This is a genomic window from Sporosarcina sp. ACRSL, from assembly GCF_022346605.1.
Lineage (GTDB): Bacteria > Bacillota > Bacilli > Bacillales_A > Planococcaceae > Sporosarcina.
In genome coordinates, this window is record NZ_JAKRNT010000002.1 from 31459 (window position 1) to 43318 (window position 11860).

The 11860-nt window shown below is 44.6% G+C and carries 12 protein-coding genes; 3 read left to right on the forward strand and 9 right to left on the reverse strand.

What is annotated here, in order from left to right; translation table 11 throughout:
- Positions 1–26 precede the first annotated feature (26 nt).
- Positions 27–1511 (reverse strand): sodium/proline symporter PutP, encoded by a 1485-nt coding sequence (putP, locus tag MHZ92_RS03240; protein WP_239430115.1) that lies wholly within the window; start codon positions 1509–1511, stop codon positions 27–29.
- A 240-nt stretch (positions 1512–1751) separates the two neighbouring features.
- On the opposite strand from putP, the gene MHZ92_RS03245 reads away from it, so the two are divergent.
- Positions 1752–2117: a hypothetical protein gene (locus MHZ92_RS03245; protein WP_239430116.1), complete on the forward strand. Its 366-nt coding sequence runs from the start codon at positions 1752–1754 to the stop codon at positions 2115–2117.
- 45 nt (positions 2118–2162) lie between these two features.
- Here the strand turns inward: MHZ92_RS03245 and MHZ92_RS03250 are convergent, their stop codons facing one another.
- Positions 2163–3806 carry an AMP-binding protein gene (locus tag MHZ92_RS03250; RefSeq protein WP_239430118.1) on the reverse strand — a complete coding sequence of 548 codons (1644 nt, stop codon included), beginning with the start codon at positions 3804–3806 and terminating at the stop codon, positions 2163–2165.
- Positions 3807–3928: 122 nt separating this feature from the next.
- On the reverse strand, positions 3929–5488 hold the full coding sequence (locus MHZ92_RS03255; protein ID WP_239430119.1) for an FMN-binding glutamate synthase family protein: 1560 nt from the start codon (positions 5486–5488) through the stop codon (positions 3929–3931).
- An 89-nt stretch (positions 5489–5577) separates the two neighbouring features.
- On the opposite strand from MHZ92_RS03255, the gene nfsA reads away from it, so the two are divergent.
- The gene (gene nfsA, locus MHZ92_RS03260) at positions 5578–6309 is read left to right on the forward strand and encodes an oxygen-insensitive NADPH nitroreductase (RefSeq protein ID WP_239430120.1); all 732 of its coding nucleotides are present in this window, start codon (positions 5578–5580) and stop codon (positions 6307–6309) included.
- A gap of 261 nt (positions 6310–6570) precedes the next feature.
- Positions 6571–7740 carry a class I SAM-dependent methyltransferase gene (locus tag MHZ92_RS03265; RefSeq protein ID WP_239430121.1) on the forward strand — a complete coding sequence of 390 codons (1170 nt, stop codon included), beginning with the start codon at positions 6571–6573 and terminating at the stop codon, positions 7738–7740.
- Positions 7741–8114: 374 nt separating this feature from the next.
- Here MHZ92_RS03265 and MHZ92_RS03270 read toward each other — a convergent pair whose 3' ends face one another.
- The 6 genes from MHZ92_RS03270 to MHZ92_RS03295 all read right to left on the reverse strand — a co-directional run bounded on the left by MHZ92_RS03270 (position 8115) and on the right by MHZ92_RS03295 (position 11858).
- A complete protein-coding gene (locus MHZ92_RS03270; protein WP_239430122.1) occupies positions 8115–8675 on the reverse strand; it encodes an integrase in 561 nt (186 codons plus the stop codon).
- Positions 8676–8986: 311 nt separating this feature from the next.
- Entirely contained in the window at positions 8987–9661 is a 675-nt protein-coding gene (locus MHZ92_RS03275) for a diphthine--ammonia ligase (RefSeq protein WP_239430123.1), read from the reverse strand.
- A 137-nt stretch (positions 9662–9798) separates the two neighbouring features.
- On the reverse strand, positions 9799–10011 hold the full coding sequence (locus MHZ92_RS03280; RefSeq protein WP_239430124.1) for a hypothetical protein: 213 nt from the start codon (positions 10009–10011) through the stop codon (positions 9799–9801).
- A gap of 148 nt (positions 10012–10159) precedes the next feature.
- A complete protein-coding gene (locus MHZ92_RS03285) occupies positions 10160–10696 on the reverse strand; it encodes a DinB family protein (protein WP_239430125.1) in 537 nt (178 codons plus the stop codon).
- Positions 10697–10880: 184 nt separating this feature from the next.
- Complete coding sequence (locus MHZ92_RS03290) at positions 10881–11378, reverse strand: PCYCGC domain-containing protein (protein WP_239430126.1); 498 nt, start codon at positions 11376–11378, stop codon at positions 10881–10883.
- A 66-nt stretch (positions 11379–11444) separates the two neighbouring features.
- Positions 11445–11858, reverse strand: coding sequence for an HIT family protein (locus tag MHZ92_RS03295; protein WP_255723345.1), 414 nt, complete (start codon positions 11856–11858; stop codon positions 11445–11447).
- Positions 11859–11860 lie beyond the last annotated feature (2 nt).

The window sequence follows — 11860 nt, forward strand, 5'->3', positions numbered from 1 at the left end:
CGCAACATTTGCGGAGGCCGTTTCCATTATCTTTCTTTTTTCAGTATTTCCATTGCATCATAGAATTCCTTATCGATTTCAGCGTTCGGGCGATACGTCATCAAGCTGACGACATACGCGACGACTAGACAGATAAGGAAGCCCGGAACGATTTCATAAAGAGCATCCGACAGCGCGTCGATCGATCCCCATACAAAAACAGTAACCGCACCTGCCACCATTCCCCATAAAGCACCCGAAGCAGTGAGTTTGCGCCAATAAAGGGACAGCAAGATGATCGGTCCAAACGCTCCGCCGAATCCTGCCCATGCAAATGATACAAGCTTTAGGATTGATTCATTGTTCGGCCATGCGAGCGCGATCGCTATTAATGAAACGACAAGAACCGCCATTCTCCCGAGGAAGACATATTGCTTATCTGTTGCGTCAGTCTTAAGGACCACCTTATATAAGTCTTCGACAAGAGCTGAAGAAGTAACGATCAATTGAGATGAAATCGTACTCATAATAGCGGCAAGTACTGCGGCTAACATAAAACCGGCAAGGAATGGATGGAAGATGATTTGTCCTAATGCAATGAACACCGTCTCTGCATCGACCAATTCGGCACCAGTATTTTGATGAAAATAAGCGATACCTACTAACGCAGTTGCGATAGCACCGAACAAGCTTAACGCCATCCAACCGATTCCGATTCGACGTGCGCTTTTCATCTCCTTTACCGATTTGATCGCCATAAAACGGACGATGATATGAGGTTGCCCGAAATAACCGAGACCCCATGCAACAGACGAAATGACACCTGCAATCGTAGCCCCTTTTACTAGACTGAGTGCGTCGGGATTCACTTCCCGGATACTAGCTGCTGTTTCTGCGAAACCACCCGTCAATACTAATCCGAAAATAGGAACTAATAATAAGGCCAAGAACATCGTGAGACCTTGCACAAAGTCAGTATAAGTCACGGCCATAAATCCACCGAAAAATGTATATGCGATGACAACCGCCGCAACAATGAGCATTCCGGTATGATAATTTACATCAAATGAGCTCATGAAGAATTTACCGCCGGCAACCATGCCTGAAGATACGTAAAATGTGAAGAAAACAAGGATGATAATACCTGAGGCAATTCGAAGTAATCTTGATTTGTCTTTCAGTCGGCTTTCCAAAAAACTCGGAATCGTGATCGAGTCACTGGACACTTGTGTATAGACGCGAAGTCTTGGTGCCACGAGAACATAGTTTAAATACGCACCTAGCGTCAAGCCGATGGCAATCCAAGCTTCCACAAGACCGGCTACGTATATTGCGCCCGGAAGCCCCATGAGCAGCCACCCCGACATATCGGCTGCCCCAGCACTGAGTGCAGTGACTGCAGGACCGAACGACCGTCCCCCTAACATATAATCATTCAAGTTGGCAGTCCGCTTATAGGCGTACCATCCAATGACGAGCATGATTACCATATAAAAAATAATGGCAATCAATTGATACATATAACTAGACATTTTCTCCCTCCTATTTTTGTAACATTTTAATAATATCATGTATTCTATGTATTAAAAAGGATTCCTTTGAAAATATCAAGCTATTTGTCCTATAATGTTGAATAAAAGATAAGCTTGTCTCCCATTTCCAGCAAATTTCCCGGGAAATGTATATGAATCGACATGAGAAATGTAATTCAAGCATGAATAACGTTTAAGCAAGGCGGTAGCGGGAATATCTTCATAAGGAGGAGATTCCGTATGCCTTGGAATACAAACGATTATCCCGACTCGTTTAAAAACTTGGAGCCTGACGTCCGGAATAAAGCAATCGAAATAGCAAATGCGTTACTACGCGAAGGGAATGACGAAGGCCGTGCGATTTCCATTGCGACTGCAAAAGCAAGGGAATATGTGCATGGGGATAGTCCGGATCGCACGAAATATGAAGCGAAAGCACGTGGCGAGGATTGGATCCTCATCAAGGAAGACGGCAGCAGAGCCATTTTTAAGGAGGGGACAAAGGAAGATTTACTTCAAAAAGCCAAACCGTATGTGAATGAACAAAACGGAATTCTAGCCGTCTATCATGCTGACGGATCACTCGAAACAAATCTATATGAATGAAAATAAAAAAAGGTGAAGGAGTTTAGCATTCCTTCACCTGTCTCTTTATGATTGATGACACAAAGTTTCGTCAATCGACATTTCACGCAGCTTAAATTTTTGGATTTTTCCCGATGCCGTCATCGGATACTCATCGATAAATTTAATGTATTTCGGAATTTTATGGTACGAAATATTCCCCAGACAAAATGAGCGTACATTTTCCTCATTGATGTCCGCGCCTTTTTTCGGAATGATCCATGCCATCAATTCCTCGCCATATTTCGGGTCCGGAACACCGACAATTTGAACGTCCGATATTCCTGGATGCTTGTAAAGGAACTCTTCCACTTCTCGCGGATAAATGTTTTCACCACCGCGAATGATGACATCCTTGATCCGCCCGGTAATGTCGATATAGCCGTCTTCGTCCATAACGGCAATATCCCCCGTTCGGAGCCAACCATCCTCGTCAATTGCCTCTCTCGTCGCTTCTTCATTGTTGTAATACCCTTTCATCACGTGATACCCACGTGTGCATAGCTCACCCGGACTCCCTACAGGCACCTCTTCTCCCGTCACCGGATCGATGATTTTCACTTCAACAAATGGATGCGGTTTTCCAACTGTGGCCACTCGCTTCTCGATTGGATCGTCGGTTTGCGTCTGTGTAATGACGGGCGAGGCTTCCGTCTGCCCATAGCAAATCGTAATTTCCTCCGCTCCCATGTCATGGATCACTTGTTTCATCACTTCAATCGGGCAAGTGGAGCCCGCCATGATGCCCGTACGCAACGATGACGTGTCGAATTTATTGAAATCCGGATGGTTCAATTCGGCAATGAACATTGTCGGCACCCCGTTAAGGGCCGTACATTTCTCCTCCTGTACCGCTTCCAGGACGCGGAAGGGGTCGAACTGCTCAAGAATGACCATTGTCGAGCCATGCGTTACAGCTGCCAAATTGCTCAAAACAGCTCCGAAACAGTGGAAGAATGGGACAGGAATGCAAAGACGGTCCTTCTTTGTCAATTTCATAAAGTCCCCAATAATCTTTCCGTTGTTCACGATATTGTTATGTGTCAACATGACGCCTTTCGGAAACCCTGTCGTCCCCGATGTGTATTGAATGTTAATGACATCGTCAGGCGACAACGACTTTTCCCGATTGGCCAATTCTTCATCTGAAATGCCTTCCGCATGGGCAAGAAATTCAGACCATTTATAAATACCTGATTCTTCACGATCCGTCATGAGAATAATTCTTTTCAATTTCGGCAATTTATCACTGGAGACGACACCATCATCGCTTTCTTGCAGTTCCGGACAAATGGACCGGATAATATCAATATAGCTCGTTCCTTTAAATCCTTCATCTAGGATTAACGTCGTCGCATCCGATTGCTTTAACAAATATTCAAGCTCATTCGCCTGGTAATTCGTATTTACCGTTACGAGAACGGCCCCCATTTTCCCTGTGGCAAACTGACTGAGCAACCATTGCGGTTTATTGTCAGACCAAATGGCGACATGCTCACCGCGCTGTATTCCCATTCCGATGAATGCCTTCGCTAGCTCATCTGTCTCTCTATCAAACTCAGCGTATGTTCTTCTTATATTGTGTTCCGGATACACATAGGCCTCTTGCTCAGGAATTGCTTTCGCCCAATGCCTTACGACCTCGCCAACCGTTTTTCTTAACAAAGACATCCATCTAACCCCTTTCTACCAATCTTTATTTATTTACATATTATCACAAAATTCAGAAGTTGTCTCAGGTACTTTTAACCGAAAAAGCCGTTTCACCATATAGGCAAAACGACTCTAATCCTTCATTCAACAGGGAAAACACGCCCTCTTTCGTCCTTATAAACGATATGGCGGCGCTCGAATTTTGTCGGAGAATCAATTCCGGCTGCAGCCGCAATTCTGAAAAGCCCTTCACGCATCGTCAAGATATAGTTAGTCACACGAAATTTCTTTTCTTCGACTACGAGCCCTCTTTGCAAATTCTTGTCGGTCGTCGCAACACCTGCCGGGCACTCATTCGTATGGCACCGTTCCGCCATGATACAGCCGACCGAAATCATGAAGCCTCTAGCTATTTGAACAAGATCCGCACCTAATGCGAGTGCAATCGCCGCTTTGTCTGGTGTCGTAATCTTCCCGGAGGCGATGATTTTCACTTGATCACGCACTTCGTATTTCCGCAGCGCATCATCCAATAAGACAATCGCCGATTTAAGAGGCAAGCCGACACTATCCGCTAAATCTTGATAGGTTGCGCCTGATCCCCCTTCTGCGCCATCTAAGGAAATGAAGTCCGGGCCTTTGCCGGTTTCATGCATGTACGAAGCAAGCTCCTCGGCTTCCTCTTTGCCGCCGATGACAATTTTTATGCCGACTGGCTTACCGCTCCGGTCTCTGATCTTTTCAATAAAATCAAAGAGCGTCGGATAATCGGAAAACTGCCTAAAACGGTTCGGACTGTTGATCGTCGTGTACGGCACGACATTCCGGATTTTCGCAATTTCCTCCGTGACTTTCGTTCCTTCGACATGGCCTCCACGCATTTTCGCACCCTGGGCCAGTTTGATCTCGAATGCTTTCACTTGCGGGATTTCCGCCTTTTCACGAAGACGTTCCCAGCTGAATTCCCCGTCCTCGGTGCGAAAACCGAATAACCCCGATCCGATTTGCGCGATAATATGGGCATCACCTGCTAAATGATAAGGCGACAGCCCACCTTCCCCGGTATTCATCCATGCTTCTTTCGCCATTCCAATCCCTTTTGACAAGGCGGAAATCGCATTTTCGCCGAGCGACCCATAACTCATGCCAGATTGGCCAAGTAGGCTGCGGACCTTGAAAGGATGCTCGCAATTCGGTCCGATGACAATTGCGTCTTCTTCCGGCAACAGCCAAGGCAAGGCGGGAATTTCCTCCCGATGCTCCTTCCTCGAAAACAGATTGTCTTCATCGACACGGTAGCGCATCGTATGGATCAACTCATCATTATCAACACGCATTTCCTCGTTCTGCTTCGTGAATAACGCATTGCGGATGTAATAACCCGCCTCTTCAAAATTGCGTTTTGATCCGAAACCGATAATGCTGCTCAAATACTTCCCCGGCAACACCATATGCAAATACTCTTCCCGGTTGAATGGCTTCCCTTCATGGTCGGCGTTGAATAAATACTGCCTCAGCTCCGGCCCTGTCTTCTCCAGCATATAGCGCATACGCCCGAGCACTGGATAGTTCCGGAGAATGGCATGCTGCTTCTGCCGTTTATCGTAAATATACAGATAGATAGCTGTCGAAATAGGTATGACGACTAAAAGAAGAACGAGCAATGTCGTCGTGAGCGATATACTTTCAAACAACCCCATGAGCACACCCCTTTTCTAAGTGTTACGTGTAGTGTAACATGAATATATTCGCGCAATATAGAATAACGAAATACTTTGGAGGGATACATATGGTTATCGATTTATTGACATCACACGCATCCGTACGAAAATACAAGGACATTCCTTTATCGAAGGAAGACGTTCAAGAACTCGTAAGCGCAGGTCAGCATGCGGCGAGCTCCCATTTCGTCCAAGCCTATTCCGTCATTCATGTAACCGATCAAGACAAACGGGAGCAGCTAGCGAAACTCGCGAGTAATAAAAGCCAATTTCTATCCGCCGGAGCCGTGCTCGTCTTTTGCGCAGACTACGCTCGTTTAGAAAAAGCAGCTGCATTGCATAATAGAAAAATCGATTATTCGCATGCCGAAAACATGCTTGTCGGCGCCATCGATGTTGCGCTCTTTGCGCAAAACGTCGCGATTGCAGCCGAGTCGAAAGGATACGGCATTTGCTATATTGGAGGTATCCGAAACGCGCCTGCAGAAATCAGCGATCTATTAGGACTTCCGGACGGTGTTGCTCCAATGTTCGCCATGTCGATCGGCGTTCCAAACGAAGCAAACGAAGTGAAACCAAGATTGCCTGTCGAAGCGATTCTTCACGAAAATAGTTATGACACTGCCAAATATGACGATCTTTTGCCAGCTTATGATCAAACAATGCACGACTATTACTTAAACCGCGGTTCAAACCAGAAGGATACAGCTTGGTCCATCCAAATGGCCGACTTCCTCGCTGAACCAAGACGGACGCATATGAAGGAATTTTTAGCAAAGCGTGGATTTACGTTTAAATAAAGGGCGGAATGCTTTAATTACGCATAAAGTGTTTGAATTACGCATAAATCCATTTATTCACGCATAAAACGTTCTAAAAGCGCATAAATCAATTTATATACGCATAAACGAGATAAAATGAGCATAAATCGAGTAAATCGCGCATAAATAAGAATTTCCACGCATAACATATATTTTATTTAAGGGATTAGCTTCGCCAAACGCTAATCCCTTTTGGTATTCTTATATGTACATATTTGCCCGAAAAGAGGTCCAGCAACCATGCAATTTGAAGAACTCATCCAGAAACTCACAGCCCGCATACAGGAAGGAGCATTCATCCAAGGAACAATCAGTCAGCCACGATACAAATCAACCGGTTTACAGAAAGTGAAACTGAAGCCTGTGGAAATAAAGAAAGAAGTCCATATTCAATTTGAATATCACTACGAGCGCATTTTGAAACATGAAAATGTCAAAGTCACAGACGTTCAGCCTACGATCCAACAGTTACTGGAACAATTCAAGCAAATGCACGCTGAATTCACAGATGAAAAAGTTCACATCCAGCTATCGAAGAAATTCAAGGCGTCCTGGAAATCTGAACAGGCTGCTGTGACGAAAAAAGTCAATTTGTCGCATAACCGGAAAAAGAATTATTTATTGGATGATGAAACGCCTTATCCATTCCTCATCCGCCTCGGTGTCCAATCTCCTGAAGGAAAGGTGAAGAAGCAGAAATATGATAAGTTCCGGCAAATCAATCGCTTCGTCGAATTTATTGATGATGCACTCGACTATTTGCCGAAAGACCGTCCCGTCCGTATTTTGGACTTCGGCTCCGGTAAATCGTATTTGACATTTGCGCTCTATCACTATTTGCATATCGAAAAAGGATTGGATATTCGTGTAACAGGTCTCGATCTGAAAAAAGAAGTCATTGAAGAATGTAATGTGATCGCGAAAGATCTTGGCTATGAACAACTCGAATTCCTCGTCGGTGATATAAACGACTATAACGAGGAAACGTCCGTCGACATGGTTGTCACATTGCATGCGTGTGATGTTGCTACCGACATGGCATTAGGGCGAGCTGTCAAATGGGGAGCCGAAGTGATATTGAGCGTCCCTTGCTGCCAGCACGAACTGTTTTCTCAAATCCAATCTCCCGCTCTCGACGTCATGCTCCAGCACGGGCTCATTAAAGAGCGTTTCTCGGCTCTTGCAACAGACTCCATCCGCGCCGAACTTCTGACGCTCGTCGGGTATGATGCACAGCTGCTTGAATTCATCGATATGGAGCATACGCCGAAAAACATCTTAATTCGTGCGTATAAAACAGGGAAGAAACCGACTTCCGCTGCTGTCGCCAAATACGAAGCGTTCCGGGATTTGCTCAATGCCAAGCCGTTTTTGGAAAGGGAATTGAAAGAAGCGGGTTATTTAGATTAATTGGATGTTCCCTAGCGCTTAATGCACAGGATTCTTTTTAATTCTTTTCTTTCTTACTTTCTTTAATTCTTTATTAGTTGTTAGCACTTTGTGAGCTCTTTGTTAGGGCTTTGTTGGCCTGCTTGTTAGCGAATTTTTTTATGAATCAATAAACCTTGATTTCACGGCGTTTGCGAGATGACGACCCTTTGTTGATCCACATGTTAGATTTTCGCACCGAAAAAATTTTGTGCAGAAGAGACAAGCCGACACCTTTTTCAACTCCTTGTAAAAAGAACTTTTTACTTTTTATATAGACCATAGTGACAGAAAAGGATACACCTCAAAAACAAAAACCGCCCCTGATTTACATCAGGTCGGCGGTTTCTTTCATGTTATACAGATAATAATTCCTCTTGCGTTTGAAGTAATCCATTATAGAGTTCCAAGTCAACCTCATACGATGCTCGATACGTCGAAAGGCTGTGCAACTTCACTTTTTCAAAGCTGTCACCATCGACAATTTCAAAAAAGCCGTTCAATATTTCCGCATTGGCCCACGCTGTTTCTTCGAAGGCGATGTCCGCTTTATGCTCGTCCATCACCATCGTCATGAACGGTACATCGAGCGGGCGTTTTTCAGCAGCTGCTTGTTTTTTCATAAGGAGAATTTCTTTCGAACGGTCAAGCGAGTCAAGCAATGCTTTGCGATCCATTGCATGCCCCAACTCATGGATTGTTAATACGCGAAGATACGTTTCCAGTGGCATCGGTTCGGGGAGTTCTTGGCAGGCTTTTTGTACGCGGGCGATGTCGACGAGGACTTCATCCTTAATGAAATCATACATCATGTTGACGCCGGTGCGTTCCTGTTTCAGCTCCACATCCATGTTGACGGCACGGATGGTCGATTCGATCAAAGTGACGATTTGCGATTCCGTCATTCGTTCCTTCATTCTCTTTCCCATACATCCTTTACTGTTTCTATTTTTATGCGTTTATGCGTAGTTTCACGCGTTTATGAGCATTTCCGAAGATTTATGCGTAAAAAAATGGACTTATGCGCATTTGGAGTGCTTTATGCGCAATTGAAAAGATTTATGCGTAGACTTATCGTTTTATGCGTATTTCGCGGTACAAGTCATTGGATGTCGCTTTACAAACAAAGCGACTTTTTTATTATAAATAAAAAATAACTGTTATTCAAGAGAAAAATTCCAACATAAACCATATTATTAAAAACCTGCTAATTAACTAACTAGCAGGTTCATGATTCCTCTTTTGTTTTATTTAGCCCAACATCCAAAAACACATATCCATCCCGTTCATGCTGTCCTTTGAACTCGATCGGTACGCGGTTCTTGAATATCGGTCCGTCCACAACGACTGTATGGAATTCTCCCGACTCCCCGCATGAATCGATGCCAAGCGATTCCAGTTCATCCATCAATTCAATTGTGAATTTGCGACCGATGAATTGTGCAGGCATCATTTTTGTATTGACGACTACTATGTATGCTTCAAAACCCGCATGCACAAATTCCTCTAACAGCTTTCGGCGCGGTTCCATCCATAGTGGGTGGACAGCTTTCATACCGACTTTTGCACAAGTTGTTTGGATCCACTTCAAATGATCTTCAAGATCAATATCACCGAAGACACCATTCAGAATTCCTGTATCTACACATTCCTTCATAGCATCTAAAAATTGCTCCTCATACCCTTTCCAGTCAGCACCGCGAATCATTAAAGATAGACCGAGACTGTCCGCCTGGGCCCGAATGATTTCTAGCGGCAAGGCATGCGATTTTGATCGTTCTTTATCCTCCTCGAACATGGTCCAAATCCGTTTTGCGACTCCGCCCGCTTGGAGCGCCCGGTAATAGGCCAATGCTGAATCCTTGCCGCCGCTCCACGATGCGACGAATTGTTCGTTGTTCATTATGCAACACGTCCCCTTACTCTATGTTGCTAAAATTATAGCATAATCTTGGAAAACTAATTTTACGTCGACCATAAGAAAAGGACTCCCCTTTAGGAAGTCCACTGCATGCCTTAACATTTAGTACGAGAATGAATTTACTGTCTATCTCTTATTCTCTCGCTTTGGTCAACATCGTCATTTATGTCACCGTCTTCTGCCTTGTTGCCTATCGCTTTGTCAGAACTCGTCACAGCAGCGGTTCCAAATGGATCAAGTGCGGAAAGTAGCCTATCTCCAGAAAAAGCGCCTAGACTAGCAGCTCTTACTTCCTCGTCAGTATCGACACGTTTACGTTTGTCATCAGCCATCTATTTCACCACCTCGTTTTTTTAGGGAAATGCAATGTTATTTTGTCCAATACGGACAAAATTATGTAATTTGACTAAAAGGTTTAATAGGCAGGAATCCTTCTTTCTTGTGCTCGTGCAGTATGCTGAATCAAAAAATCCCCACACGCTATTGCGTTGGGGAATTTTCGCTAGGCTTTAAGGAGTAGCCGTTTATTCGCAAATCATTAATTGTCTTCCTCAATTGCTTCAGATGGCAGTTTTCATACAGACCGACGACCTGGAACCATTGATGTAGTGGAATGTAACCGAGATTCGGATGTTGGAAGGACTTTTCACGTAACTGATCCTTGCAGCTGCCATCATAAATATCGAGCAAGTAAATTCGTGAGTGATGAAGTTCTTCTTTGATTTCCAAAATGGTTTTATACGTAGTAGTCGGTCTCGTTTGCATGGGGAGTTCCCCTTTAACGAGCAAACTTCCAGAACGTAAAATAATTTTCTTGAAGGCTTTTGGGCTCTTCGGATTCTTCAATTCTTCCGATATTTTTGAAGCTATATAGGCTTCCATTAAAGCGAGGTGCTCCAAAATTTGCTTCGGAGACCAGCCGCCATTTGACGGTGTTCTATTGAATTCATCGTCGGTTAACTGATCGACGGTCTGAAAGATTTTCCTACGGATTTTGTTATTCCCCTCGAAAATCATTTGATCTATCTCCTTGTGTTGCATGATTCTCTCCATAGCATACGACGATTTGTGATAAAACTAAAGAGGTAGAGACAATTTCAGAATAATATGAGTTAAAACACCTTATGATACTTGATAATCGCCCGGACTCCACATAAAAAAGCAGACAAACTGTTTTTCAAGTTTGTCTGCTCTCTCTCATTTATGCTGGCATCGGCGTGTCTGTCGGTTGTGCGTAGCCTTCTTTGTACTTGTCATCGATGAAATCGCGAATTTCTTTCATCGATTTTCCTTCTTGTTTCATTTGCACGGATTGAACAGCAATCTCCAGGCAGACGAGGCAGCGCGTGCCGTGGTCGTCCCAGACGACGGAACCATCTTCGCGGATTTCGTCAACGAAGCAGTTCAAGTTGTTGCCATGTCCCGCTATTTCTCCGCAACCGCAGTAGCACGGCATATATTCAAGAACGTCTGGAGCAGAAGCCGCCAATTGGTAGACGAGGCGGACGTCTACTGACTTACCGTCCAAAAACTTTGGCAGTACGTCTGCCGATTCAGTTGCTTCCTGCACATCTCCATTCGGTAGCTGGTGTTCGTGACCCACTTCCAAATAGTCGTCGTGCCCGTGTTGCTGTGCTTTGTCCTCGCATGCGGCAAGGACAAGCATTGCTATAAGCATGATAGGCATGAGTTTTTTCATCTTTCATGTCTACTCCTTCATTTGTCATTGTCCTTCCATCATAATGGATTTCCAAAACGATTAGGGTTACAACTTTGTGGACAATGTCCCCCGCTCATTTTCCTTCTGTTTGATCCAATAGCGGATGCCTTTTCCTGCTAGCGGTTCATCTGCAAACCGCGGGATGACATGCAAATGGGCGTGCGGAATCGATTGCCCGCCCACTTCGCCTGTATTCCAACCGACTGAATACCCTTCATGGTCATAACGCTCTTCCAAATAGGCTTTTGCCTTCAGCAGCAACTCCTGCGTATCCCGCCACTCTTCAGGCGTTAATGAAAATACATTTTCCGCATGCCGTTTCGGGACGATTAAGCCACTTCCTTCAAGTACTCTTTGTTCAGATGGCTTTTGAATATAAGCGCATGTCGCTGTCTCAAAAATGATCTGTTGCTCGGGATCTGCCGTCAAATTGCAGTACGGACAATCTTTTTCGTACATGA

Bases quoted from the DNA above. Each gene is read 5' to 3' on its own strand.
- MHZ92_RS03285 (WP_239430125.1), bottom strand. From the start codon at position 10,696: ATGATTTTCGAGGGGAATAACAAAATCCGTAGGAAAATCTTTCAGACC.
- MHZ92_RS03245 (WP_239430116.1), top strand. From the start codon at position 1,752: ATGCCTTGGAATACAAACGATTATCCCGACTCGTTTAAAAACTTGGAG.
- putP (WP_239430115.1), bottom strand. From the start codon at position 1,511: ATGTCTAGTTATATGTATCAATTGATTGCCATTATTTTTTATATGGTA.
- nfsA (WP_239430120.1), top strand. From the start codon at position 5,578: ATGGTTATCGATTTATTGACATCACACGCATCCGTACGAAAATACAAG.
- MHZ92_RS03280 (WP_239430124.1), bottom strand. From the start codon at position 10,011: ATGGCTGATGACAAACGTAAACGTGTCGATACTGACGAGGAAGTAAGA.
- MHZ92_RS03250 (WP_239430118.1), bottom strand. From the start codon at position 3,806: ATGTCTTTGTTAAGAAAAACGGTTGGCGAGGTCGTAAGGCATTGGGCG.
- MHZ92_RS03255 (WP_239430119.1), bottom strand. From the start codon at position 5,488: ATGGGGTTGTTTGAAAGTATATCGCTCACGACGACATTGCTCGTTCTT.
- MHZ92_RS03265 (WP_239430121.1), top strand. From the start codon at position 6,571: ATGCAATTTGAAGAACTCATCCAGAAACTCACAGCCCGCATACAGGAA.
- MHZ92_RS03270 (WP_239430122.1), bottom strand. From the start codon at position 8,675: ATGAAGGAACGAATGACGGAATCGCAAATCGTCACTTTGATCGAATCG.
- MHZ92_RS03275 (WP_239430123.1), bottom strand. From the start codon at position 9,661: ATGAACAACGAACAATTCGTCGCATCGTGGAGCGGCGGCAAGGATTCA.
- MHZ92_RS03295 (WP_255723345.1), bottom strand. From the start codon at position 11,858: ATGTACGAAAAAGATTGTCCGTACTGCAATTTGACGGCAGATCCCGAG.
- MHZ92_RS03290 (WP_239430126.1), bottom strand. From the start codon at position 11,378: ATGAAAAAACTCATGCCTATCATGCTTATAGCAATGCTTGTCCTTGCC.